Source organism: Evtepia gabavorous (genome assembly GCF_003425665.1).
Lineage (GTDB): Bacteria > Bacillota > Clostridia > Oscillospirales > Oscillospiraceae > Evtepia > Evtepia gabavorous.
Window position 1 is genome coordinate 1 of the sequence record NZ_QQRQ01000024.1, and the last position, 23,179, is coordinate 23,179.

Genomic DNA, 23,179 nt, shown 5'->3' on the forward strand with positions numbered 1-23,179 from the left:
GGCGGAGATAAAACCGCCGTTGGCGGCCCGGCGCATGTTGGCCCGGTTGACCGTGAGGGTGTCGATCATGGCGGTGAAGACGGGCAGGCAGAGCTCTACGGTGTCAATGGTGTCAAACACCGGCTCCTTGTCCTCCTGCATGTCCTTATTATAGGCCAGGGGAATGCCTTTCATCACCGTGAGCAGGGTGATGAGGGCGCCGTATACCCGCCCGGTTTTTCCCCGGACCAGCTCGGCCACGTCGGGGTTTTTCTTCTGGGGCATGATGGAGGAGCCGGTGGCGTAGGCGTCGTCCAGCGTGATGAACTGAAACTCCCAGCTGCACCAGAGAATGAGCTCCTCCGAGAACCGGGACAGGTGCATCATCAGGATGGAGCAGGCGGAGAGGAACTCAATGGCAAAGTCCCGGTCGGACACCCCGTCCAGGGAGTTGTCCATGGGTTTTGAAAAGCCCAGCAGCTCTGCCGTGCGGAACCGGTCTACGGGATGGGTGGAGGTGGCCAGGGCCCCGGACCCCAGGGGGGACTCATCCAGCCGGGCCCGGCAGTCCTCCAGCCGGGTGATGTCCCGGCGGAACATGTTGGCATAGGCCATCATGGCGTGGGCGAAGGTGATGGGCTGGGCCCGCTGGAGGTGGGTGTAGCCGGGCATGATGGCGTCTAGGTTGCTCTCGGCCTGGCGGAGAAGGGCTTTCTCCAGGTCCAGCAGCATCCCCACAATGACGGGAATCTCATCCTTGACAAAGAGGCGGAAGTCCAGGGCCACCTGATCATTCCGGCTGCGGGCGGTGTGCAGCCGCTTGCCTGTGGCTCCGATTCGCTGGGTCAGCAGGACCTCCATGTTCATGTGGATATCCTCGCTGTCCTTGGTGAATTCCACCTTGCCTTCCTTGATCTCCTCCAGGAGAGTCTTTAAGGTGGTTACGATCTTCTCCGCCTCCTCCTTGGCAATGATGCCCTGTTCCCCCAGCATGGTGGCGTGGGCGATGGACCCGGTGATGTCCTGCCGGTACAGCCGGGCGTCAAAGGAAATGGAGGAGTTAAAGTCGTTGACCTTGTCATCGGTCTCCTTCTGAAACCGTCCAGCCCATAATTTCATAGCAAACGAATCCTTTCCATAGAACGGCGCAGAGCAGGACCTGCAGATCCTGCCCCCGCCATGGTTTTCCTGTCATACTGGCCTCGGACTTGCCTCCAACCGGGGCACAGCCCGAAAAGCCTCGCAGAGTTTCCCGCCCCGCAGGGCGGGAAATCCAATTGCAATCTATTTTTTCGCCGGCTCCGCCGGGGAAAATCCGGATCAGTCCGGGCGTGCCTGGCCCCGCCAGGCGCGGTTCGGACTGCAACGCGCAAATTTTGAAGCCCAGCGAAGCGGGTTCAAAATTTCCCCGTCTCAAAGTTTACCAAGCTCCCGCAGCGCCTGCACCGTGTCCGGCAGGCCCCAGAGGTTGATGAAGCCGGTGGCGTCATCCTGGTTGTAGTCGCTCTCCTCGAAGGTGACCAGTTTCTCCGAGTACAGGCTCTCAGGAGAGGTGACGGAGGAGGTGATGATGTTGCCCTTATAGAGCTTCAGCTTCACCGTGCCGGTGACGTGCTTCTGGGTGTCCACGGCGAAAGCCTGGAGGGCCTCCCGCAGGGGGGTAAACCACTTGCCGTTGTACAGCAGGTCGGCAAAGTCGATGGCCAGCTTCTGCTTCATGTGTTTGGTGTCTTTATCCAGGGTGATCATCTCCAGCACCTCGTGGGCCCGATAGAGGATGGTGCCGCCGGGGGTCTCGTAAACCCCCCGGTCCTTCATGCCCACCAGCCGGTTTTCCACAATATCCAGCAGGCCGATGCCGTTGGCGCCGCCCAGCTGATTGAGCCCCTCGATGATCTTGGAGGCCTTCATCTTCTCGCCGTTGAGGGCCACCGGTACCCCCTTTTCAAAGTCCAAGGTAACGTAGGTGGCCTGGTCGGGGGCCTGCATGGGGGACACGCCCATCTCCAGGAAGCCGGGCTTGTCGTACTGAGGCTCGTTGGCGGGGTCCTCCAGGTCCAGGCCCTCATGGCTCAGGTGCCACAGGTTCTTGTCCTTGGAGTAGTTGGTCTCCCGGCTGATCTTCAGGGGGACGTTGTGGGCCTCGGCATAGTCGATCTCCTCGTCCCGGCCCTTGATGTCCCACTCCCGCCAGGGGGCAATGATCTTCATGGTGGGGGCAAAGCGTTTGATGGCCAGCTCAAACCGAACCTGGTCGTTGCCCTTGCCGGTGCAGCCGTGGCAGACGGCGTCGGCCCCCTCAGCCAGGGCGATCTCCACCAGCTTCTTGCCGATGATGGGCCGGGCGAAGGCGGTGCCCAGCAGATAGTCCTCGTACTTGGCCCCCATCATCATGGAGGGGATGATGACGTCGTCCACCATCTCGTCCACCAGGTCGGCCACAATGAGCTTGGAGGCGCCGGTTTTCAGGGCCTTCTCCTCCAGCCCTTCCAGCTCGTCGGCCTGTCCCACGTTGCCGGAGACGGCGATGATCTCGGGGTTGTTGTAGTTCTCTTTCAGCCAGGGGATGATGATGGATGTATCCAGCCCGCCGGAATAGGCGAGGACGACTTTCTTAATTTCAGACATGGTGATGACCTCCCAAAAAAGTTTCCGTGGAATTCTCATTGGGGAAAGCATAGCACGAATCCATGCAAATTGCAAGAGAATTATGCATAATCATTCGAAAAAGAAGGGAAAAACCCCAGGCAACTTTCCACAAAAATGAATATTTAGGGGGAGTATTCGCATATATATACTGAAAAATACGGAAGGAGAAGAGAATTGACTTTTTTCCGGAAGGCTGGTAAGATGACAGCACAGCACCAGACGGAAGAGAAGGCAGATGTACAAAGGGTTTGCAGTGTGCGCTTACAAATGAATTAATATATTATGATTTCTCATGTCATTATGAAGGTTGAGTAAAAGACATTGTCCTCTGGATTGATAGAATGATTATTTCAACCTGATTCGACAAGAACAGGTTCCAACTGATTTTATAAATGCGGACCAAGAGGGATGCTCCGCCTCGGGCATCCCCTTCCCGTGTAAAAATAGAGGGAAATTGAATATGCGGGTATGGCGGAATTGGTAGACGTGCAGGATTTAGGTTCCTGTGGAGCAGTCCGTGTGGGTTCGAGTCCCACTGCCCGCACCAAAGGCGGTGGGTTCGAAGAGGGCCTGCCGTCTTTTTCCATATGACCACTTATTGCATAGAGGAACAAGGCCCGCAGACGTATGATAGTGGGATGTCCCCAGTGAAAAAGGAGAAGATTGTATGCTTTATAGAAAATGCCTGAGACATTACGGCGCGGCCCTCCTCCTGGGCCTTCTGCTGGCAGCTGGCGTGAGCGGCTGCGGAGAGACAGAACCGGCCCCCGAGGCCACGGAGCTTCCGCCGGCGGAAGAGGCGGAGGAGCCCCAGGCATCTGCCGAGCGGGAGATTTCATGGGAACCGGTGACGGTAACCACCAGCGGCCGGGGGGAGGTTTGCTTTGACCTGCGGCCGGAACACTTCATAAGGCGGTACAACCAGCTCTACCGGCAGGACTGGGGGGAGGACCTGCTCCAGCCCCTGGACCAGTGGATGGACTATGGAGTGGGCTTTCTCTCCCGGTCAGGCGGGGCGGAGGGACATCAGTATGTCTCCCAGGTGGACGAGAGCAACTACGCTGAGCCCTTCCTCTCCCTCTGTGTGACCCAGGACGGCGCCCGGGTGATGGAGACGGTGACGGGCTTGTCTCAGAAAAACTATGACGGCGGCCCCATCGAATTCTTTCAGGCCAAGGCCTTTTACAGCCTGCGGGTGTTCTTCCCTGCAATGGAGCGCGCCGACTTTGACCGCCTGTACGAGGCCCTGTTCGCCGGGGGAAGTTATGCGGAGACGTATGAGACCCCGCTGCCCAACCGGGTGTTCTACCAGGATGGGGTGGCCTGCTATGCTACCCTTCAGATTGGAGAGTGCGACCAGATCCACGTCATGGCGGTGACCCAGGCCCAGCTGGACCAGTGGCGGGCTGCCGGGGTGGAGGTGACAGAGGGATTTCCCGCAGGGGAGCCATGAGCTGCCCAGGTTTGGGTTGACAAGGTCTGGGGCGGAGAGTAACCTTACTATATAAGGAATATGCCACAGGCGATTCGTCTTGTATGAAAAAAGGAGTGTGATCCCATGCTCACCCAGCGTATCGAAGCCATTCGGCAAAATTATGTCAATACAAAGCCCCAAATCTCCTGCGAGCGGGCCAAAATCTGGACGGATTCCCACCGAGAGACCGAGGGACAGCCGGTGGCCATCCGCCGGGCCCGGGCCTTCTATGACTGCTGTGACCGGCTGGGCGTCCATATCTTTGCGGGCGAGCTGGTGGTGGGGGCCATCGGGGAGTTTCGGAAGTGTGGTATCCTCACCCCGGAGTTCTCCTGGATGTGGGTGGACCGGGAGATGGACACCTTTGACACCCGGCCCCAGGACCCCTATCGGATGACCGATGACCAGCGGGCATTTGTCCGCCGGGAGATTTTCCCCTATTGGAAAGGAAAGTCGCTGGAGGAGGCCTTCCTGGCCCGCCTGCCGGAGGATACCTACCGGATTGGGGTGGACACAGGGGTTCTGGACAACGACTCCAAGTGGCGCCAGGCGGTGGGGGAGATCACCCCGGACTACCAGGATGTACTGTTCAAGAAGGGGTTCGGCGGGATTCTGCGGGAGGCGGAGGACCATCTGGCGGCTTTGGACCCCACCAATCCAGAGGACCTGTCCAAGCGGGAGTTTTACACCTCCGTCTGCTGGACCTCCCGGGGGATTATCCGCTACGCCAATCGGTATGCCCAGGCGGCGGAGGCCATGGCGGACCAGGAGAAGGACCCTGTCCGAGCCCAGGAGCTGCGCCGGATCGCCCGCAACTGCCGGCGGGTCCCGGAGCATCCCCCGGAGAGTTTTTACGAGGCCATTCAGTTCCTGTGGTTTGTCCAGGTGGGGGGCATTTTGTCAGAAAATCCCCTGTCGCTGAATCCCGGGCGGTTTGATCAGTACATGGCCCCATACTATGAGGCGGACCTGGCCCAGGGGACCCTGGACGAGGCCTTTGCCCAGGAGCTGGTGGATGCCCTGTGGCTGAAATACTCGGAGTGGGTGTGGACCATCTCCGCCAATACGGCGGATTATTTTGCCGGGTATAACCAGTTCCAAAACCTCACCGTGGGCGGCAAGCGGCGGGACGGAAAGGACGGGACCAATCCGGTGACCTACCTGGCGCTCAAGGCCACAGAAGAGGTCAAGACCCACCAGCCCGGCCTGTCCGTCCGGGTGCAGGCGGACTGTCCCAAGGAATTTCTGGACGCGGTGACCCACCTGGTGTCCAAAGGCACTGGGTTTCCCGCCATTCACAGCGACAGCGTGGGCTATCAGATGCTTCTCAACGCCGGCTATGCCCCGGAGGACGCCCGGGACTGGAACAACTGCGGCTGCGTGGTGCCCCACTACCGGAAGACGGGGGAGTGGACTGCGGCGGTGAACATGAACTTTGGCTCTGCCTTGGAGTATGCGCTGAATGAGGGGAAGAGTCTGATGACAGGCCGTCAGATGGGGTTGGCGGAGCGGCCTGCGGAGACCTTCCGCACCTTTGAGGAGGTGGAGGCGGCCTTTTACCGCCAGTTCGATTTCCTCTGCCGCCACGCGGTGATTATGACTTTGGAGGCCCAGCGGCTTCACCAGGAGATGGTGCCCCGTCCCTTCCTGTCCTCCTGCATCGAGCACTGCATGGAATCGGGGAAGGACTTGTCCCAGGGGGGCGCCAAGTATACCATTGGTCCGGTGATCACCGGCATTGGGCTGGCGGTGGTGGCCAATTCCCTGGCCGCGGTGAAAAAACTGGTGTTTGAGGACGGGGTCTGTACCATGGCCGAACTGGCCGCCGCCCTGCGGGCCAACTGGGAGGGGTATGAGGACCTCCAGGCCCGCGCCAAGGCATGCCCCAAGTATGGCAACGACGAGGACGCGGTGGACGACTTGGCCATTCGTCTGGCCAACCATTTCTATGAGGAAATCCATCCGTACCACGATATATTTGGCGCCCCCTTCCTCACCGCGTTCATGGGGATCTCCAATTACATCCCCATGGGCCGGGTGCTGGGGGCCACCCCGGACGGCCGAAAGCACGGGGAACCCTCCAGCGAGGGGGTCTCCCCTTATGTGGGGACCGACCAATCCACCCCCCTGGCCGCGATGCGCTCCAGCGCCAAGCTCAACCAGGAGGTCCATTCCGGGGGAACCCTGCTGAACCTGCGGCTGAGCCCCGAGTTGGTGGCCACCAAGCGGGGGCAGGCCAATTTGGGGGGCATGATTCAGACCCTTTTTGCCCTGGGAGGCTTTCATGTGCAGTTTAACTGCATCTCCTCCGAAACCCTGCGGGACGCCCAAGCCCATCCAGAGAACTACCGGGATCTGCTGGTCCGGGTGGCTGGGTATTCCACCCAGTTTGTCAATCTCTCCCGGGCCATGCAGGACGCCATCATCGCCCGGACGGAGCACAGAGGCTGAGGGGGGGCTTATGGGCGGCTACATCACCCAAATCCAGCACTGTTCGGTCAACGACGGAGAGGGCATTCGCACGCTGATTTTTCTGGCTGGCTGCCCCCTCCGTTGTGCCTGGTGCGCCAACCCGGAGGGGCAGACCCGGGAGAATCCCATGACCCGGTGGATGGAGACGAGGGAAGTCCTCCAAGCGGTCCGGCGGCAGGCCATTTTCTACCGCTTTTCCGGGGGTGGCGTCACCTTTTCCGGCGGGGAGGCCACGGCCCAGGGGGAATTCTTTCAGGAACTGACACAGCGGCTCTATGACGAGGGATATGACCTGGCGTTGGAGACCTGCGGCGTGTTTGACTTTGACCGGATGGCGCCGGCCTTAGGGAAAATGAATCAAATTTTTATGGACCTGAAGCACCCGGACCCGATGGCCCATCGACGGTTCACCGGGCTGGACAACCGGCTTGTGCTGGAGAACCTCCGGCGGACCGCCCAGCTGGGCCCGCCGCTGGTGGTTCGGATTCCCGTGATTTTGGGGGTCAATGGAACCGATGAGACCATGGCCGCCTGTTTTCGCCTGTTGGGACAGCTGGCGCCGGGGGCGGCCCTGGAGCTGCTGCCGTATCACCGGCTGGGGGAGGAAAAATACCGCCAGCTGGGACGTCCGGTGCCCAGCCCGGCCTTTGGCATTCCCTCCCAGGACCAGTTGGACCACTGGCGGGCGATGGCCCAGGCCATGGGGCGTCGGGTGGTGTCCTATCGATAAGGAGGAAATTCCATGAAAGAATATCAGCTGCATGGACTGCGGGCCCTGGCGCAGTCGCCAAAGGGGACGGTTCCCGCCTTTTTGCAGGCCCCGGCCACCCAGGGGGCCTGGCGGTTTCACCACGCCCTGGAGGACTATGGGCCGACGCCTCTGGTCCGGTTAAATGGCCTGGCGGAGGAGCTGGGCCTGGGCGGCGTCTTTGTCAAGGATGAGTCTCACCGGTTTGGTTTGAACGCCTTTAAGGGGCTGGGCGGCATCTATGCTCTCTCCCGGGCGGTGGCCCGGGAGCTGGGTCTGCCGGCGGAGGTGACCTTGGAGGAATTACAGGCTCCGTCGGTGCAGAAAGAGGTCAGGAATATGGTGTTTGTGACCACCACCGACGGAAACCACGGGCGGGGGGTGGCCTGGGCGGCCCGGAAGCTGGGCTGTGAGGCCCATGTCTATCTCCCGGCGGGCTCCGCCCCTGCCCGGGCGCAGGCCATTCTGGACGCAGGCGCGGTGGAGGCACGGGTTCTGCCTCTGGGCTATGACGACGCGGTGCGCTATGCGGCCCAACAGGCCCAGGAGAAGGGGTGGACTCTTATCCAGGACACCAGCTGGCCCGGCTATGAGGAGATTCCCACTTGGATTGTCCAGGGATACACCACCCTGGCCCGGGAAGCGGCGGACCAACTGGCCGAGGCGGGGGTTGACCGGCCCACCCACGTCTTTTTGCAGGCCGGTGTCGGGGCCATGGCCGGCGGCGTGCTGGGATACTTGGCGGACCGGTATGGGGCCCAGGCGCCGGTCTTTGCCGTGGTGGAGCCGGAGAACGTCGCAGGCATCTATGCCTCTGCCCAAGCCGGTGACGGTCAGCCCCATCCGGCCCAGGGCCCGGGGGAGACCATCATGGCGGGCCTTAACTGTGCAGAGCCCTGTACCCTGACCTGGCCGGTGCTGCGGGACCTGGCCAGTTGGTACATCGCCTGCCCGGACCAAGTGGCGGAGCGGGGTATGCGACGTCTGGGGCGCCCTGCGGCGGGGGACCCGGCGGTGATCTCCGGCGAGAGCGGCGGCGTGACCATGGGGCTGCTGGACCTGCTGATGACGGCGCCGGATTTGGCACCCCTCCGCAGGGACATGGGGCTGAACCGGCAGTCTGTGGTCCTGTTGATCAGCACGGAGGGGGACACCGACCCGGTGCATTACCAGAAGGTGATGACACATGATTGACAAATGAAAAAAACGTGGTATCGTATAGGCAGTACATTCCGATATCCAATCGGACAGGAGGGACTACCATGGCAAAGAAACGGAAATGGGGCCGGGTGCTGGCCTTTGGCGCCATCACGGCCGCCCTGGGCGGCATCGCGGCGTATAAGCACCGGAAGGAAATCGAGCGGACGCTCCAGGAGATCGCGGACCAGATGGACGCCTGGGAGGAGAGCAGCGAGTTTTTTACGGACCAGGACACCGTTGTTCACACGGTAAATCCCGCCCCTGAGGGGGTCGAGGAGGCACCCGCAGCGGAAAATGAGCCCGCCGAGAGCGACTTTGTGGACGCGGCCCCGGCGGAGACGGAAGAAAAGCCCTCTACGGCAGAGTGATTCCTTGCACACAGACAGCCCGCCCTCCGTCCCAAAAGGCGGGGGGCGGCGGTATTTTCATTCCAGGGAGGAGAAAGGACCCCAGTGGAGATCACCATCCAACCGGCCTACCAGGAACCGGAGGCCATTCGAGAACTGCTTGTGGAATACACCGGCATGCTGCTGGAGCAAAATCCCGCCTTTGCCGGCTACCTGAAGCAGCAAAACTTCGCGGCAGAGCTGGACAACCTGCAGGAAAAGTATGGGGTGCCAGAGGGGCGGCTGTATCTGGTCCGGGCAGATGGGGCGCCCGCCGGCTGCGTGGCGATGAAAAAGCTGGATGCCCAGCGGTGTGAGTTGAAGCGGCTGTATATCCGCCCCGCGTTCCGCGGCCAGGGCCTGGCCCGGCGGCTGGTGGAGCGTCTGCTCACCGACGCCCGTTCCGAGGGCTACCAGGCTATGCTGCTGGACACCTTTCCCTTCCTCTCCGGGGCGATCCGCCTTTACCGGACCTTGGGGTTCTATGAGATCCCCAGCTACAACAACAGTCCCTTGGACAGTCTCATTTATATGAGAAAGGACCTATGTCCTGCCTGCTCTTTTTGCGGTTAGGCGTCATCATGGGACAGAAAAGCGAAACAGACTTTTGTATACACAGAATTGCAAGCGAGTTGGTCCGCGGACCAACTCGCTTGTTTTAGAGTAATGCTTCTTGCAGACTTAGCCAGCAAATCTGATTGTTTCAGAAAAACAAAAAGATGAGCCCGATAAGGGCTCATCTTTGGTCGGAGTGTGGGGATTCGAACCCCAGGCCTCTTGGACCCGAACCAAGCGCGATACCAAACTTCGCCACACCCCGATAAGCCTTTCTATTATACTTGTATTGTGGGGAAATGTCAAGTGGGAAAACGGGAAAAAGTGAGGTATATTCCGTGGAGGGATGCCATAGAGATAGAGTAGCCAAGCAAAGAAAGGGGGCGGGATGATGGCCGGGGAAGGGACAAGGAAAAAGAGCCGGAAGAAGGAGAGCCTCTCCCCAGGGGAGAAGCGGCGGCTGCGGCAGCTGCTCATTTGTCTGGTCCTCTTCGGCGTTGTCTTCGTGGGCCGGGGGATGGACTTGGGGCCGGTGTCCCAGCTCTCCGCCACGGTGGGGGAACTGGTCCGGGCGGACACGGATTTTCAGGCGGTTTTCGCGCGGATGGGGGAGTCCTTCTCCAAGGGAGAACCAGCGGTGGAAACCTTCCGTTCCCTCTGGAGCGGGATGTTTTCCCAGGAGGAAACACCGGCCCAGACGCCGGAGAAGGGGGCGGCGCCGGAACAGCCGGCGGCCCAGGAGGAGCAGGCAGAGGGAGGCGCGGATGGCGCGGAAAACAATTCATAGCACCGGTGGATTCTGGCTGATCCTGGGGGCGCTGCTGTTGGCGGCGTCCCTTCGGCTTCTGTTCTGGGCGGCGGTGGCGGCGGCAGTGCATGAGCTGGGGCACGTGGCAGCGGTGCGGGCCCTGGGCGGCCGGGTGGGCAGCTTTCGGCTGACGGGGGTGGGCGCGGTGATCCAGCCCCGGCGGGAGCGGATGTTTTCCTATGGAGAGGAGTGCCTGGTGGCGTTGGCGGGCCCCGCCGCCAGCGTTTTGCTGGCCATAGGGGCTGCGGCGTGGGGCAGGCATTTTGGCGGCGCGGATGCCTATCTGCTGACGGGGGTAAGTCTGGCGCTGGGGGTGTTTAATCTGCTGCCCATAGGTCCTCTGGATGGAGGCCGCATTCTCCGGGCGGTGGCCTCCCGGTGGGCGGGACCGGATGCGGGGGACCGTGTGTGCGGTCTGCTGACAAAGGTTCTGGCCGCGGGCCTGGCCGCCCTGGGCGTATGGGTGTTGGGGAAGAGCGGAAATTTTACCCTTCTGCTCTGCGCCGGTTGGCTGCTGTGGCGGCGGGAAGGGAGCCGGTGAAAAACCGGGAGCCATCTGAACCCTTTTTGGGGACGGATGACTCCCGGTTTCGTTTGGCGGGAAGCCCAGGGCAAACCGATTTGGTCAGCGTGTTTTCTCCATAATGTAGTTGGTTAGAAGAATCCCCCGGCGTTCCACCTGCTGAGCCCGGAGGACCTGATATCCTCTTTTTTCAAAGAAAGGCCGCGCGGTGATGGAGGCGTGGGTGACAAGGAGGCCGGCGGCGGAGGCCTCCAGACGATCACAGAGGGCGGTGGCGATTCCCATGCCCTGGTGGTCCTTGTGGACATACAGACGGTCCAGATACCCTGTGTTGCTGTCTATGTCCCCAAAGCCCACGGCGCAGCCGTCCTCTACCGCCACGAGGGTGTGGTGGACCTGAAGAGACCGGTCCCATGCCCCCAGGTCGATGTCCTTTGGCGCCCATGCGTCCAACTGCTTTTCTGTGTAGTCTCTTCGGTTGACGGTGTGGACCGTCTGATAGAACAACGCTGCCAATGGGACCGCGTCGAACGGCTGGTAGGCTCGGATCACCATGCGCCTCCCCCTCTCTTTTTTGGATGTTCTTTTACTCTACCACATTCGATGCCCTGGGGCAACTGGGGCTGTGGGTTGCCAGATGGGCTTTTTTTTGCTATAATTTACTATCAATTCCCAAGACAACAGCCCGCATGGGTTAAGGAAGGCCATTTTTTGGCATACTGGTGGAAGGAGACAGCGTATGGGTATGTTTTCTCAGTTGGCCCAGGGGGTGGACTGGTCCAGCATGGGCGCGATGGCGCTGCGGATCGTGGCGGTGCTGCTGTGCCTGGTGGTCCATGAGGTCTGCCATGGCCTGGCGGCCTACTGGCTGGGGGACCCCACCGCGAAGCAGAGTCACCGGCTGTCCCTCAATCCCATTCACCATCTGGACCCCTTTGGCCTGCTCATGATGGTGGTGGTGGGGTTTGGCTGGGCCAAGCCCGTGCCGGTGGACCCCCGCTACTTCCGCAAGCCCAAGCAGGGCATGGCCATCACCGCGCTGGCCGGACCGGTTTCCAACTTCCTGTTGGCCTATGTGTCGGCGATCCTTTACAGTGGATTGTACGCGGTGCTGGTGGTGCGGGGGGAGACCACGGGGCTGGCCTTGGCACTGGAGTTTTTCGGCGTACTGATGACCCTGAACATCGGCCTGGGTATTTTCAACTTGATTCCCTTCCCGCCCCTGGACGGTTCCAAGGTTGTGGCCATGTTCCTGTCGGACCGGCAATACGTGCAGTGGATGCGTCTGGAGCGGTATGGGATGATTGTGCTGATGGCCGCCCTCTGGTTCGGGCTGCTGGACGGCTTTCTGGGGACGGCCCGCTCCTGGATGCTGGACTGGATGCTCCGGGGGGCCTCCTTCGCCTACACCGGGGTGCTCTCCCTGCTGATGTGACGGCCATGGAACGCCCGGTCTATTACATTAAAGGTGTGGTGCGGGACGGCGCGGAGGCCACCCAGGACTTTGTGGGCCCGCTGGATTTGATCCTCCATCTGCTGCAAAAGAATCGGATTGCCGTTCGGGACATCCCCCTTGCGGGCATTCTGGCCCAGTTTTTGACCTGGATGTCCTCCCGGCGGGCGCTGGACCTGGAGGTGGCGGGGGAGTTTATCTCCATGGCCTCCCACCTGATGCTTTTGAAGACCAGAATGCTGCTGTCCGAGCAGGACCAAGAGGCCCAATCGGAGATGGAGGAACTCATTGCCTCCTTGGAGGCCCGCCAGCGCCATGAGAACTATGCCCGGATTTTGGCGGTGCTGCCCCAGCTTTCGGAGGGGTACCAGCAAGGGAGAGCGGCCTTTCCCAAGGGCCCGGAGCCCCAATTTGCCCGCCGGGTGTACCGGTATGTCCACAGTGGGGAGGACCTGCGCGCTGCCGTGGCGGCCTGGCAGGCCCGCCAACGCCGGGCGGCGCCCCCCTCCCTGGAGGAATTCCGAGGGGTTGTGCGGCCGGCGCCCTACCGAGTGGAAGAAAAGGCGGCGGAGCTCCTCTCCCTTCTGCGGGCGGAGGGACCCCGGCGGCTGACGGACCTGATCCGCCGCAGCGGGAGCCGCTCAGAGGCCACGGCCACCTTTCTGGCGCTGTTAGAGCTTTGCCGGGAGGGAAAGATTCACTTGGCCGGGGAGATGGACAACCCGGAGGTCTCCTGGCGATCGGGGACCTGAGGCTCTGGGGAGAAGGGCGGACAAGGGGAGGAGGGGATGGCAATGGAGCGAAATCAATGGGAGAGCGCCGCGGAGGCAATCCTTTTCGCGCTGGGGGAGCCGGTGGAGGAAACCCGGCTGGCCCAGGCCATGGGCTGCCCCCGGGAGGCGGCGGCCCGGGCCTGCCAGTCCCTGGCCCAAGGCTATGAGGCGGAACAGGCGGGGGTCCGTCTGGTTCGGCTGGAGGAGAGCTGGCAGCTGGTCTCCGCCCCCCAGTGGGGGGAGACCATCCGGGGCCTGCTGTCCCGGCGCAAGCCGGACAAGCTCTCGCCGGCGGCCTTGGAGACCCTGGCGGTGGTGGCGTATTTTCAGCCGGTGACCCGGGTGGTCATTGACCAGGTGCGGGGGGTGGACAGCGCCCATTCCCTGGCCCTGCTGCTGGACCGGGAGCTGGTGGCGCCCTGCGGCAGCTTGGACGCGCCGGGCCGCCCCATCCTCTACCGGACGACCCCGGTGTTTCTGCGGAGCTTTGGCCTGTCCTCCCTGGAGGAGCTGCCGCCGCTGCCGGAGTCCGGCCTGAACCGGGAGGAGGGACAGCCATGGTAGGATGGATTCTGCTGCTGGTGGTCCTGGCGCTGGTATTGCTGGCCTGTGTGCTCCGGCTGGGGGTGGCGGCAGGCTATGAGGAGGGGGGCGGCTGGGTTAAGGTACACCTTGGCCCCAAATGGGTCTCGCTTTACCCAGTCCCCCAGGCGCGGACCGCCCGGCGCCGAAAAAAACAGCGGCGGAAGGAAGCAAAGGCCGAAGCGACAGAGGATCAGAAGGACCGGGAAAAATTCTCCTTGGGGGGGGCGCTTGACCTGGCGCTGGAACTGCTGCCCCAGGTCAAGGCGGCGGCGGGCAAATTCCGCCGGGCGCTGCGGGTGGACGAGCTCTGTCTGCGGCTGACGTGGGGAGAGCCTGACCCGGCGGACGCGGCGATTCACTACGGCCGGGCCTGGGGGATTGTGGAGGCGCTGCTGGCTTTTTTGGAGGCAAACTTTGTGCTGAAACACCGGGAAGTCTCCCTGCATTTGGACTACCAGATCGAGCGCCCCCGGCTCTTTGTCCGGGCCAGCCTGTCCCTGACAGCGGCCCAGCTGCTGGGCATCGTCCTCCCTTTGGGGTGGGCGGCGCTGAAGACTTTGTGGAAGCATCGAAAACAAACGGCCGCGGCGGGGGCCGCCGCCCATGGAAGGAAAGGGGAGCCAAGCAATGGAAAAGAATCATCCTGTCAGTGAACTCATGGCGGAGACCATTGAGAAGATCAAAGAGGCCGTGGACGCCAACACCGTGGTGGGGGAGCCTATTGTGGCGGGGGAGATTACCCTCATTCCCGTCTCAAAGATCTCCCTGGGATTTGGCACTGGCGGCTCGGAGATGGGGGGGAAAACCCCGAAGGTCATGGGGGAGAATCCCTTTGGCGGCGGCGGCGGCGCTGGATTGAAGGTCACACCGGTGTGTTTCCTGGTGATCAACGCCGGTATGGTGAAAGTTCTGCCGGTGGACACCAGCCATGAGACCAGTCTGGACCGGGTGGTGGACCTGATCCCTGACGTGGTCAATCGGATTGCCGGCCTGGTGGAGGAGAAGAAAGCCAAGAAACCGGCGTCGGAAGAACCGGACGGTCCGGCGGGAAATCCTTGAAACATTCGTATAAAATCCCTTTCCCGCTCCATACTAAAGGGGAGCGATCTTGTTTGGATGGAGGGATTTTGTGCGAAGACAACTGATTGCCCTGGGGATGCTCTGTGGGCTCCTGCCGGGGTTTGTGGTCCATACCCACGCGGCGGAGGCGCCTGCGGTTTCCGCGGCCTCCGCTGTTTTGATGGATGCGGAGACCGGCCGGGTGCTCTATGCCCATAACGAGCAGGAACCCCGGGCCATTGCCAGCACCACGAAGCTGATGACCGCGCTGGTGGCGGCGGAGTATCTGGGGGGAGACCTGTCGGAAACCGTGGAGATCAAGCGGGAATGGACGGGGATTGAGGGGACCTCTCTCTATCTCAAGCCGGGGGAAACGATCACCTTGAAAACCCTGCTCTACGGGCTGCTCCTCCACTCGGGCAACGACGCAGCGGTGGCCCTGGCAGGAATCTGCGGGGGAGAGGTGGAGACCTTTGTGGGGTGGATGAACCAGCGGGCCCAGGACCTGGGCATGACCAACACCCACTTTTCCGACCCCAACGGCCTGGGCGATGAAAATCATTACGCCTCGGCCCTGGATATGGCCAAGCTGGGGGTGGCCTGCCTGCAAAATCCCACGGTGGCGGAGATTCTCTCCACCCGGACCATTACCCTGGAGGGGCGGCAGCTCACCAACCACAATAAGCTCCTGTGGCAGTATGAGGGCTGCACCGGCATGAAGACGGGCTATACCCGGCAGGCGGGGCGCACCCTGGTGTCCAGCGCGGAGCGAAATGGGCAGACCTTGGTCTGCGTCACCCTGAACGACCGGGATGACTGGAACGACCACAAGGCTCTGCTGGACTATGGATTTTCTGCGTTTCCCCGACAGGTGCTGGCGGAGGAAGGAGAGGAGCTGGGGCGGGTCCCCTTACAGGGAAGCCTGCTCCACATGGCCTCAGTGGAAGCCCGGGAGACGGTGGCCTATCCCCTCAAGCAGGGGGAGGAGGTCACCATGGAGGTAGACCTGCCGGACCAGGCGGAGGCGCCGGTGGTGCAGGGGGAGATCGCCGGTTCTGTCCGGTTTTTGGTGGGCAGCCGCCAGGTGGGGCAGACCTATCTGGTCTGGTCGGGCAGCGCCCGCCGGGATGTGGTGAAGGAACGGCCGGTGGACTCTCCCCTGGATTTTCTGCCCCAGAGCACACCCCCCACCTATGAGGAGATGCTGTCCCTCTTTTCCAAGGCAGGCACAGTGAGCGAGTAAAACGGGAGGGCGCGATGGAAGATCGTCTGCAAAAGATACTCTCCGCGGCGGGAGTGTGCTCCCGCCGCCGGGCGGAAACCTACATACAACAGGGCCGGGTCACAGTGAACGGCCGGCCCGGAGTCCTGGGGGAACGGGCGGACCCGGACCGGGACCAAATTGCCCTGGACGGCGTGCCGGTGGGCCGGCGGGGGGACCACCAGGTGCTGATGCTGTACAAGCCCCGAGGGGTGGTGACCACCCTGTCCGATGAGAAGGGCCGGCCCACTGTGGCGGACCTGGTCCGGGATTGCGGGGAACGGGTGTGGCCGGTGGGGCGGCTGGACATGGACTCTGAGGGCCTGCTCCTGCTGACCGGCGACGGCGCCCTGACCCATGGGCTGCTCCACCCCCGGCATCAGGTGGAAAAGGAGTATCTGGTCTGGGTGGAGGGATTTCACCCAGGCGCGGTGGAGGCCCTGACCCGGCCCATGACCCTAAATGGGCAGAGACTGCGGCCGGCCCGGGTCCGGCTGGTCCGCCCGGGTCCGGGGAGCGTCCTGCTCTCTGTGGTGATCCATGAGGGGAAAAACCGCCAGATCCGACGGATGTGCGCCCACTGCGGCCTGACGGTGAAGCGGCTCAAGCGGATTCGGGAGGGGCGCCTCCTGCTGGACCGCGATCTGCGGCCCGGCCAGTGGCGGCCTCTGACCCAGGCGGAGGTCAAGGTACTGCGGGAGGAATCTTTTCTGCAAGAATAAGAATTTTTTCTTGCAAAAAGGGAGAAGTCGCGCTATAATATCCCCGAAAGAACGGCACAAATGGGGCCAACTGGCGGCGCTGTGACAGAATTTCCCCGGGTCAGCGGGCCAGGCTGGGCTGGCGGTGCCGGACCGACGCGGAACAGGAGGGCGATTTCATGTCAAAGGATATTCTATCTCTCATCAGCAGTAAAATGAACACCTTTTCCAAGGGGCAGAAGCTCATTGCCAACTACATCCTGTCCTCCTACGACAAGGCGGCGTTTATGACGGCCAGCAAGCTGGGCAAGACCGTTCACGTCAGTGAATCCACCGTGGTGCGCTTTGCCTCGGAGCTGAAGTACGACGGGTATCCCGCCATGCAGAAGGCCCTGCAAGAAATGATTCGGAATAAACTCACCTCTATCCAGCGCATTGAGGTGACCAATGACATCATCGGCAACCAGGACGTGGTCTCCACGGTGATGCAGTCGGACATGGAAAAGATCCGGCTGACCATGGAGGAGATTGACCGGGACAGCTTCCAGGCGGCGGTGGATGCCATTGTCAACGCCAAAAAGATTTACATTTTGGGCACCCGGTCCTCGGGCTCTCTGGCCGGGTTCATGTCCTTTTACTTTGGCCTCATGTTTGACAACGTGGTCCATGTGGGGGAGAGTGCCAACCAGGAAATTTTTGACCAGATCGTCCAAGTGGGCCACGGGGACGTAACCATCGGACTGTCCTTTCCCCGGTATTCCCGGCGGACGGTCCGGGCCATCAACTTTGCCCACGAGCGGGGCTCCAAGGTCATCGCCATCACCGACAGCGCCTCCAACAGCATGGCCAAGGCGGCGGACTATGTGCTGCTGGCCAAGAGCGACATGGCCTCCTTTGTGGACTCCCTGGTGGCTCCCCTGAGCCTGATTAACTCCCTGCTGGTGGCCATTGCCCGGAGTAAGTCCGACGTGGTGGACCACTTTGAGCGGCTGGAGCACATCTGGGAGGAGTACGGCGTATTCGTCAGCATGGAGGAAGAGAACCAATGACGCAGACCCCTGTGGTGGTGGTGGGCGGCGGCGCGGCGGGAATGATGGCCGCGCTGGCGGCCCGCCGGGCCGGTGCGGCGGTGGTGCTCCTGGAGCCCAACGAGAAGCTGGGCCGCAAGCTGTACATCACCGGCAAAGGCCGGTGCAACCTGACCAACAACACGACCCCCGAGGGCGTGCTGGCGCACGTGACCCGAAACGGGCGCTTTCTGTACAGCGCGGTGACCCGGTTTCCGCCGGCGGCCGTGATGGAATATTTTGAAGCCTTGGGCGTCCCCCTGAAGACAGAGCGAGGGGGGCGTGTTTTTCCCTGTTCAGACCGGGCGGCCGACGTGATCGACGCCTTGTTTTTTGCCCTGAAAAAGGAGGGCGTGGTCCTGCGCCGGGGCAAGGCGGAGGAACTGCGGCTGGCCCAGGGGCGGGTGGTTGGCGTGTCCCTGGGGGAGGAGAGCCTTCCCGCCGGGGCGGTGATCCTGGCCACCGGCGGGCTGTCCTACCCCGCCACCGGCTCCACGGGGGACGGGTACCGGCTGGCCCAGTCGGCCGGGCATACCATCGTCCCCCCCACGCCCTCTCTGGTTCCACTGGAGGAGGCGGGGGACACCTGCGCGCAGATGCAGGGACTTTCCTTGAAAAATGTGACCCTGACCCTGAAAAATCAAAAGAAAAAAGTGGTCTTTCAGGAGCAGGGAGAGATGCTTTTCACCCACTTCGGCCTCTCCGGGCCGCTGGTGCTCAGTGCCAGCGCCCATGCCAACTGGAGCAGGGATACCTACACCGCAGTGCTTGACCTGAAGCCCGCCCTGGAGGAGGAGAAGCTGGAGGCCCGGATACTCCGGGACATCGCCCAGGCCCCCAATAAGGCCTTCCACAATTTTTTGGAGGGTCTGCTGCCCCGGCGGATGGTGCCGGTGATGGGCGCGCGGGTGGACATTGCCCCGGACCTGCCGGTGAACGCCCTGACCAAGGCCCAGCGCCGGCGGCTGGTGGAGGCCATGAAGCACTTTGCCCTCCCCCTGGCGGGGCCCCGGCCCATCCGGGAGGCCATTGTAACCGCCGGCGGCGTCAAAACGGGCGAGGTGGACCCGGGGACCATGATGTCCAAAAAGACGGCGGGGCTTTTCTTCGCGGGAGAGATTTTGGATCTGGACGCCTATACAGGGGGCTTCAACCTCCAGATTGCCTGGTGCACCGGCCGGGCAGCGGGAGAGGGCGCGGCCCGATACAGCAAGGAGGAACGGGAATGAGACCCTTTCGCAGCATTGCCATTGACGGCCCCTCCGGGGCAGGGAAAAGCACGCTGGCCAAGGCACTGGCGGCCCGTCTGGGCTTTTTGTATGTGGATACCGGCGCCATTTACCGGACGGTGGGGCTGTATGTGGCCCGACAGGGAGGGGACTGCGGGGACCCCCAGCAGGTGCTGCCCCGGCTGCCGGAGCTTCAACTCTCCCTGACCTATGGAGCCGACGGCCTTCAGCACATGCTGCTGGCGGGGGAGGACGTGACCCAGGCGATTCGGGAGAACCAAGTCTCCCGGTATGCCTCCCAGGTTTCCGCCTACCCTGCGGTCCGTGCCTTCCTGCTGGAGATGCAGCGCAACCTGGCCAGAACCCATGATGTCATCATGGATGGCCGGGACATCGGCACCGTGGTCCTGCCCCAGGCGGACCTGAAAATTTTTCTCACCGCTTCCGTGGAGGAGCGGGCCCGCCGCCGCTGCCGGGAGCTGCAGCCCCGGGGGGCCCAGGTGGACCTGGCGACCATCCAGGCGGAGATCGCCCAGCGGGACTACGCGGACAGCCACCGGTCCGCAGCACCCCTTCGGAAAGCGGCGGACGCGGTGGTGGTGGACACCTCCCAGATGGATCGGGAGGAGAGCCTTGCGGCCCTGATTACCCTGGCGAAAGAGAGGTTAGGCCTGTGACCCTTTACGAATTTGCCTATATTGTCAGCAAGATGATTTTCAGCATTGTCACCTTCCGCACGCCACTGAAGGCCTACGGAAAGGAAAATATTCCGGCCGGGGGCGCGGTGATCTGTTCCAACCATGTGCATAATTCCGATCCCTTTTACATCGTCTACTCCTTTCACCGAAAGGACAAGATATGGATTATGGCCAAGGAGGAGATCCGTCATTACCCCGTGGTGGGGCGGCTGCTCAACTGGCTGGGCTTTGTCATCTGGGTCCGGCGGGGGAAGTCGGATGTGGGGGCCATCAAGTCTGCCCTGAAAGCCCTCAAGGGGAAGGAGAAGCTCCTGATTTTCCCCGAGGGTACCCGCCATGAGGAGATCGGGGAGGGGAAGACCGGAGCGGCTATGATGGCCATTCGCACTGGGGTCCCCGTGCTGCCGGTGTACATTGCCCCGGAACGGACCCCGTTCCACCGGACCAAGGTGTACATTGGGGAGCCCTATCAGCCCTTTACAGAGAACCGCCGGGCCACAGCGGAGGACTATGAGGCGGTGACGGAGGAGATCATGGACCACATCCGGGCGGTCCGGGACCGCCGGGCGGAAATGGAGGCCCGGGGATGAGGAAGGTCCTTTTGGCCAAGTCCGCCGGCTTTTGCTTCGGGGTCCGCCGGGCGGTGAAGCTGGCCCAGGAGATTGCCGAGAGCGGCGCACCCTATGTGATGCTGGGGCCGGTGATCCACAATGACCATGTCATTGCCCAGCTGGCGGCCCAGGGGGTGGGCTGCGTGTCCAGCCTGGAGGAGGTGCCCCCGGGCTGCGGCGTCATCATCCGCTCCCACGGGGAGGGGAAGGAAGTCTATGACAGACTGGCGGCCATGGGCTGTCCCGTGGCGGATGCCACCTGTGTGAAGGTGGCCAAAATCCATGAGATTGTGAAGGACGCCAGCGACCGGGGGCGGCAGGTCATCATCATCGGCGCCCCGGAGCACCCCGAGGTCCGGGCCATCGCAGGCTGGTGTATTGGTGCGAAAATCTTCCGAAATGAGGCGGAATTGACGGTTTTTCTGGAGGAATGGAAAGAAAATCCACAAAAACCTGTGACCTTGGTTTCACAAACTACATCAACGGATAGAATTTGGACTCCATGCAGAGAAAAAGTAAAAAAAGAGTGTACAAACGCCGAAATCTTTGATACAATATGTAATGCTACGTGTATGCGGCAATCAGAAGCGCAGAGTTTGGCGGAGCAATGCGAGGCGATGATCGTCATCGGTGATCGGAAAAGCTCCAACACGACCCGTCTTGCTGAGTTATGCCGGGCACACTGCCCGTTGGTTTACCACATCAGCCGGGCTGAGGAGCTCGACCGGAGGAAGGTGAGCGGGGTAGCTTCTGTGGGAATCACCGCTGGCGCGTCGACGCCGGGGTGGATAATAAAGGAGGTCAAAGACAAAATGAGCGAGGAAATGAACAACGCTATGGAGATCGAAGAGTCCTTCGCTGATATGCTGGAGAAGTCGATCAAAACTTTAAATACGGGAGACAAGGTCACTGGTGTCGTCACCGGCATCACCGCCACCGAGGTCAACGTGGACCTGGGCACCAAGCACGCCGGTTACATCCCCATGTCGGAGCTGAGCGACGATCCCGCCGTAAAGCCCGAGGACATCGTGAAGGTGGGCGACGAGATCGAGACCTATGTCATGCGGGTCAACGATGTGGAAGGGGTTGCCACCCTGTCCAAGAAGCGCCTGGACAGCGTGAAAAACTGGGACACCATTGAGGCTGCCGTAGAGGACAAGACCATCCTGGAGGGTACCGTGACCGAGGTCAACAAGGGCGGTATCGTGGTCAATGTCAAGGGCATCCGTGTCTTCGTGCCCGCCTCTCAGACCGGAATGCCCAGAGGGGCCGACCTGTCCGAGATGATCAAGGACCGCGTGAAGCTGCGTATCACCGAGGTCAACCGTTCCCGCCGCCGTGTGGTGGGCTCCATCCGCGCTGTTCAGGCAGAGGAGCGCGCTGCCAAGGCCGCTGAGGTCTGGGCAAACATCGAAGAGGGCAAGAAGTATGAGGGCACGGTGAAGTCTCTGACTTCCTATGGTGCCTTTGTGGACATCGGCGGTGTGGACGGCATGGTCCACGTGTCCGAGCTGTCCTGGAGCCGCATCAAGAACCCCGCTGAGGTGGTCTCCGTGGGCGACAAGGTCAACGTGTATGTCATCTCCTTCGACCCGGAGAAGAAGAAGATCTCCCTGGGTATGAAGGACCACAACGAGGACCCCTGGGAGAAGTTTACCTCCACCTATGAGGTTGGCTCCGTGGCCAGCGTCCGGGTGGTGAAGCTGATGACCTTCGGTGCCTTCGCGGAAATCGTGCCCGGTGTGGACGGCCTGATCCACATCTCTCAGATTGCCGACCACCGCATTGAGAAGCCCGGAGACGAGCTGGCGGAAGGTCAGATCGTGGACGTGAAGATCACGGATATTGATTATGACCGCAAGAAGGTCTCCCTGTCCATCCGCGCCCTGCTCAACGACGCCCGCGCCGCTGAGGAAGGGGAAGACGGCGAGGACGCCTGAGACAGCAGAGAACCGGCAGAAACAAAACAAAGAAGGGGGAACTGCCGCAATGGGTGGGTTCCCCTTTTTTGATAAAACAAAAAGAGCGGGAAGATGCCTTTTTGGGGCATACTATCCTCGCCAAAACAAAGAATGGAGGACGTCATTATGGCAACCATTACCAAAGATACCATCGTGGGCGATATCCTGGATATCGCACCCGAGACCGCGCCGGCGTTCATTGACATCGGTATGCACTGCCTGGGCTGCCCCGCCTCCCGGAACGAGACTGTGGAGCAGGCCTGCCTGGTCCACGACCAGCCCGTGGAAGAGCTGGTGGAAAAGCTCAACGCGATCATCGTGGCAAACCGGAAGTGAAACCAAAAAACGGGAGCGGGTTCCGCTCCCGTTTTTTTGTGGAAGGGAGAATGGAATGAGACGATTGGAGCTGTCGCCGCGCCTGGCCGCCATAGCCGAACAGGTTCCCCAAGGGGCCCGGCTGGCTGACGTGGGGACCGACCATGCCTATCTGCCTGCTTGGCTCCTGCTGGCGGGGCGCATTTCAGGGGCGGTGGCCACGGACGTGCGGGAGGGGCCCCTCCAGCGGGGCCGGGAGACCGCCCGGCTCTATAAGGTGGAGGACCGAATGGTCTTCCGCTGCTGTGACGGTCTGGCGGCGGTGGAGCCCCAGGAGGCGGACACCGTGGTCATTGCCGGCATGGGGGGAGAGCTGATGGCCCGGATCGTAGAACGTGCCCCCTGGACCCGGGGGTGCACCCTTCTGCTCCAGCCCATGAGCGCCCAGGAGGTGCTCCGCCAGTGGCTGGTGACCCATGGGTACTGCATTCAGCGGGAGACCCTGGTCCGGGAGGGAGAGAAGTTCTACGGGATTCTCACGGCCACAGGGGGGGAGAGCCCGGCGTATACCCTGGCAGAGCTCTGGGCAGGCCGTCAGAGACGGGGAGAAGTGTCCCCGCACCGGCTGGCCTATTTGGAGGAGCAGATCCGCCGGCGGGAACGGGCGCTGGC

General features: G+C 61.9%; 25 protein-coding genes and 2 tRNA genes. 23 read left to right on the forward strand and 4 right to left on the reverse strand.

What is annotated here, in order from left to right:
• Positions 1 to 1,098, reverse strand: a 1,098-nt coding sequence (gene argH / locus DV520_RS10290; RefSeq protein ID WP_117142662.1) for an argininosuccinate lyase, incomplete at its 3' end; no start/stop codon positions are given.
• A gap of 294 nt (positions 1,099 to 1,392) precedes the next feature.
• Positions 1,393 to 2,607 (reverse strand): argininosuccinate synthase, encoded by a 1,215-nt coding sequence (locus tag DV520_RS10295; protein ID WP_021920853.1) that lies wholly within the window; start codon positions 2,605 to 2,607, stop codon positions 1,393 to 1,395.
• A 483-nt stretch (positions 2,608 to 3,090) separates the two neighbouring features.
• On the opposite strand from DV520_RS10295, the gene DV520_RS10300 reads away from it, so the two are divergent.
• The 7 genes from DV520_RS10300 (at position 3,091) to DV520_RS10330 (ending at position 9,481) form a co-directional block, all read left to right on the forward strand.
• Positions 3,091 to 3,175: transfer RNA gene (locus DV520_RS10300), tRNA-Leu, on the forward strand.
• A 120-nt stretch (positions 3,176 to 3,295) separates the two neighbouring features.
• A complete protein-coding gene (locus DV520_RS10305; RefSeq protein ID WP_117142664.1) occupies positions 3,296 to 4,081 on the forward strand; it encodes a hypothetical protein in 786 nt (261 codons plus the stop codon).
• 105 nt (positions 4,082 to 4,186) lie between these two features.
• Entirely contained in the window at positions 4,187 to 6,553 is a 2,367-nt protein-coding gene (locus DV520_RS10310; RefSeq protein WP_117142666.1) for a glycyl radical protein, read from the forward strand.
• 10 nt (positions 6,554 to 6,563) lie between these two features.
• Positions 6,564 to 7,304, forward strand: coding sequence for a radical SAM protein (locus DV520_RS10315; protein WP_117142667.1), 741 nt, complete (start codon positions 6,564 to 6,566; stop codon positions 7,302 to 7,304).
• Between the two features lie 12 nt (positions 7,305 to 7,316).
• Positions 7,317 to 8,516 carry a diaminopropionate ammonia-lyase gene (locus DV520_RS10320; protein WP_117142669.1) on the forward strand — a complete coding sequence of 400 codons (1,200 nt, stop codon included), beginning with the start codon at positions 7,317 to 7,319 and terminating at the stop codon, positions 8,514 to 8,516.
• Between the two features lie 68 nt (positions 8,517 to 8,584).
• Positions 8,585 to 8,890, forward strand: a complete 306-nt coding sequence (locus DV520_RS10325) for a hypothetical protein (protein ID WP_117142671.1) — start codon at positions 8,585 to 8,587, stop codon at positions 8,888 to 8,890.
• Between the two features lie 84 nt (positions 8,891 to 8,974).
• Positions 8,975 to 9,481 (forward strand): GNAT family N-acetyltransferase, encoded by a 507-nt coding sequence (locus tag DV520_RS10330; RefSeq protein WP_021920846.1) that lies wholly within the window; start codon positions 8,975 to 8,977, stop codon positions 9,479 to 9,481.
• Positions 9,482 to 9,651: 170 nt separating this feature from the next.
• Here the strand turns inward: DV520_RS10330 and DV520_RS10335 are convergent.
• Positions 9,652 to 9,728, reverse strand: a tRNA-Pro gene (locus tag DV520_RS10335).
• 123 nt (positions 9,729 to 9,851) lie between these two features.
• Between DV520_RS10335 and DV520_RS10340 the strand changes: the two genes are divergently transcribed.
• Both DV520_RS10340 and DV520_RS10345 read left to right on the forward strand, forming a co-directional pair.
• On the forward strand, positions 9,852 to 10,250 hold the full coding sequence (locus tag DV520_RS10340) for a hypothetical protein (protein WP_117142673.1): 399 nt from the start codon (positions 9,852 to 9,854) through the stop codon (positions 10,248 to 10,250).
• Positions 10,228 to 10,812, forward strand: coding sequence for a site-2 protease family protein (locus DV520_RS10345; RefSeq protein ID WP_117142675.1), 585 nt, complete (start codon positions 10,228 to 10,230; stop codon positions 10,810 to 10,812). Before DV520_RS10340 ends, DV520_RS10345 begins: the two co-directional genes overlap by 23 nt.
• 84 nt (positions 10,813 to 10,896) lie before the next feature.
• On the opposite strand, the gene DV520_RS10350 is transcribed toward DV520_RS10345, so the two are convergent.
• Positions 10,897 to 11,349, reverse strand: coding sequence for a GNAT family N-acetyltransferase (locus tag DV520_RS10350; protein ID WP_117142677.1), 453 nt, complete (start codon positions 11,347 to 11,349; stop codon positions 10,897 to 10,899).
• 184 nt (positions 11,350 to 11,533) lie between these two features.
• Between DV520_RS10350 and DV520_RS10355 the strand changes: the two genes are divergently transcribed.
• From DV520_RS10355 to DV520_RS10420, 14 genes are all read left to right on the forward strand, one after another.
• Positions 11,534 to 12,229 (forward strand): site-2 protease family protein, encoded by a 696-nt coding sequence (locus tag DV520_RS10355; protein ID WP_117142679.1) that lies wholly within the window; start codon positions 11,534 to 11,536, stop codon positions 12,227 to 12,229.
• Positions 12,230 to 12,234: 5 nt separating this feature from the next.
• Positions 12,235 to 12,999, forward strand: coding sequence for a segregation and condensation protein A (locus DV520_RS10360; protein ID WP_117142681.1), 765 nt, complete (start codon positions 12,235 to 12,237; stop codon positions 12,997 to 12,999).
• 42 nt (positions 13,000 to 13,041) lie between these two features.
• A complete protein-coding gene (gene scpB, locus DV520_RS10365; protein ID WP_117142683.1) occupies positions 13,042 to 13,584 on the forward strand; it encodes an SMC-Scp complex subunit ScpB in 543 nt (180 codons plus the stop codon).
• On the forward strand, positions 13,578 to 14,258 hold the full coding sequence (locus DV520_RS10370; RefSeq protein ID WP_021920839.1) for a DUF2953 domain-containing protein: 681 nt from the start codon (positions 13,578 to 13,580) through the stop codon (positions 14,256 to 14,258). The genes scpB and DV520_RS10370 overlap by 7 nt, the downstream gene beginning before the upstream one ends.
• A complete protein-coding gene (ytfJ, locus tag DV520_RS10375; RefSeq protein ID WP_021920838.1) occupies positions 14,233 to 14,664 on the forward strand; it encodes a GerW family sporulation protein in 432 nt (143 codons plus the stop codon). Before DV520_RS10370 ends, ytfJ begins: the two co-directional genes overlap by 26 nt.
• Positions 14,665 to 14,734: 70 nt before the next feature.
• Positions 14,735 to 15,907 (forward strand): D-alanyl-D-alanine carboxypeptidase family protein, encoded by a 1,173-nt coding sequence (locus DV520_RS10380; RefSeq protein WP_133308857.1) that lies wholly within the window; start codon positions 14,735 to 14,737, stop codon positions 15,905 to 15,907.
• 14 nt (positions 15,908 to 15,921) lie between these two features.
• Positions 15,922 to 16,647 (forward strand): pseudouridine synthase, encoded by a 726-nt coding sequence (locus tag DV520_RS10385; RefSeq protein ID WP_117142689.1) that lies wholly within the window; start codon positions 15,922 to 15,924, stop codon positions 16,645 to 16,647.
• A gap of 158 nt (positions 16,648 to 16,805) precedes the next feature.
• Entirely contained in the window at positions 16,806 to 17,675 is an 870-nt protein-coding gene (locus DV520_RS10390; protein WP_021920835.1) for a MurR/RpiR family transcriptional regulator, read from the forward strand.
• On the forward strand, positions 17,672 to 18,922 hold the full coding sequence (locus DV520_RS10395; protein WP_117142691.1) for a BaiN/RdsA family NAD(P)/FAD-dependent oxidoreductase: 1,251 nt from the start codon (positions 17,672 to 17,674) through the stop codon (positions 18,920 to 18,922). Before DV520_RS10390 ends, DV520_RS10395 begins: the two co-directional genes overlap by 4 nt.
• On the forward strand, positions 18,919 to 19,599 hold the full coding sequence (gene cmk, locus DV520_RS10400; protein ID WP_117142693.1) for a (d)CMP kinase: 681 nt from the start codon (positions 18,919 to 18,921) through the stop codon (positions 19,597 to 19,599). Before DV520_RS10395 ends, cmk begins: the two co-directional genes overlap by 4 nt.
• On the forward strand, positions 19,596 to 20,210 hold the full coding sequence (locus DV520_RS10405; RefSeq protein ID WP_021920832.1) for a lysophospholipid acyltransferase family protein: 615 nt from the start codon (positions 19,596 to 19,598) through the stop codon (positions 20,208 to 20,210). Before cmk ends, DV520_RS10405 begins: the two co-directional genes overlap by 4 nt.
• Positions 20,207 to 22,171, forward strand: a complete 1,965-nt coding sequence (locus DV520_RS10410) for a bifunctional 4-hydroxy-3-methylbut-2-enyl diphosphate reductase/30S ribosomal protein S1 (RefSeq protein ID WP_117142695.1) — start codon at positions 20,207 to 20,209, stop codon at positions 22,169 to 22,171. The genes DV520_RS10405 and DV520_RS10410 overlap by 4 nt, the downstream gene beginning before the upstream one ends.
• A gap of 147 nt (positions 22,172 to 22,318) precedes the next feature.
• Positions 22,319 to 22,528 (forward strand): DUF1858 domain-containing protein, encoded by a 210-nt coding sequence (locus DV520_RS10415; RefSeq protein ID WP_021920830.1) that lies wholly within the window; start codon positions 22,319 to 22,321, stop codon positions 22,526 to 22,528.
• A gap of 55 nt (positions 22,529 to 22,583) precedes the next feature.
• On the forward strand, positions 22,584 to 23,179 hold a 596-nt coding region (locus DV520_RS10420; RefSeq protein ID WP_133308858.1), incomplete at its 3' end, for a class I SAM-dependent methyltransferase.

What these genes read in the sequence shown, in the direction of transcription:
- DV520_RS10295 (WP_021920853.1), bottom strand. Translation starts at nt 2,607, where the DNA reads ATGTCTGAAATTAAGAAAGTCGTCCTCGCCTATTCCGGCGGGCTGGAT.
- DV520_RS10305 (WP_117142664.1), top strand. Translation starts at nt 3,296, where the DNA reads ATGCTTTATAGAAAATGCCTGAGACATTACGGCGCGGCCCTCCTCCTG.
- DV520_RS10310 (WP_117142666.1), top strand. Translation starts at nt 4,187, where the DNA reads ATGCTCACCCAGCGTATCGAAGCCATTCGGCAAAATTATGTCAATACA.
- DV520_RS10315 (WP_117142667.1), top strand. Translation starts at nt 6,564, where the DNA reads ATGGGCGGCTACATCACCCAAATCCAGCACTGTTCGGTCAACGACGGA.
- DV520_RS10320 (WP_117142669.1), top strand. Translation starts at nt 7,317, where the DNA reads ATGAAAGAATATCAGCTGCATGGACTGCGGGCCCTGGCGCAGTCGCCA.
- DV520_RS10325 (WP_117142671.1), top strand. Translation starts at nt 8,585, where the DNA reads ATGGCAAAGAAACGGAAATGGGGCCGGGTGCTGGCCTTTGGCGCCATC.
- DV520_RS10340 (WP_117142673.1), top strand. Translation starts at nt 9,852, where the DNA reads ATGATGGCCGGGGAAGGGACAAGGAAAAAGAGCCGGAAGAAGGAGAGC.
- DV520_RS10345 (WP_117142675.1), top strand. Translation starts at nt 10,228, where the DNA reads ATGGCGCGGAAAACAATTCATAGCACCGGTGGATTCTGGCTGATCCTG.
- DV520_RS10350 (WP_117142677.1), bottom strand. Translation starts at nt 11,349, where the DNA reads ATGGTGATCCGAGCCTACCAGCCGTTCGACGCGGTCCCATTGGCAGCG.
- DV520_RS10355 (WP_117142679.1), top strand. Translation starts at nt 11,534, where the DNA reads ATGGGTATGTTTTCTCAGTTGGCCCAGGGGGTGGACTGGTCCAGCATG.
- DV520_RS10360 (WP_117142681.1), top strand. Translation starts at nt 12,235, where the DNA reads ATGGAACGCCCGGTCTATTACATTAAAGGTGTGGTGCGGGACGGCGCG.
- scpB (WP_117142683.1), top strand. Translation starts at nt 13,042, where the DNA reads ATGGAGCGAAATCAATGGGAGAGCGCCGCGGAGGCAATCCTTTTCGCG.
- DV520_RS10370 (WP_021920839.1), top strand. Translation starts at nt 13,578, where the DNA reads ATGGTAGGATGGATTCTGCTGCTGGTGGTCCTGGCGCTGGTATTGCTG.
- ytfJ (WP_021920838.1), top strand. Translation starts at nt 14,233, where the DNA reads ATGGAAAAGAATCATCCTGTCAGTGAACTCATGGCGGAGACCATTGAG.
- DV520_RS10385 (WP_117142689.1), top strand. Translation starts at nt 15,922, where the DNA reads ATGGAAGATCGTCTGCAAAAGATACTCTCCGCGGCGGGAGTGTGCTCC.
- DV520_RS10390 (WP_021920835.1), top strand. Translation starts at nt 16,806, where the DNA reads ATGTCAAAGGATATTCTATCTCTCATCAGCAGTAAAATGAACACCTTT.
- DV520_RS10395 (WP_117142691.1), top strand. Translation starts at nt 17,672, where the DNA reads ATGACGCAGACCCCTGTGGTGGTGGTGGGCGGCGGCGCGGCGGGAATG.
- cmk (WP_117142693.1), top strand. Translation starts at nt 18,919, where the DNA reads ATGAGACCCTTTCGCAGCATTGCCATTGACGGCCCCTCCGGGGCAGGG.
- DV520_RS10410 (WP_117142695.1), top strand. Translation starts at nt 20,207, where the DNA reads ATGAGGAAGGTCCTTTTGGCCAAGTCCGCCGGCTTTTGCTTCGGGGTC.
- DV520_RS10415 (WP_021920830.1), top strand. Translation starts at nt 22,319, where the DNA reads ATGGCAACCATTACCAAAGATACCATCGTGGGCGATATCCTGGATATC.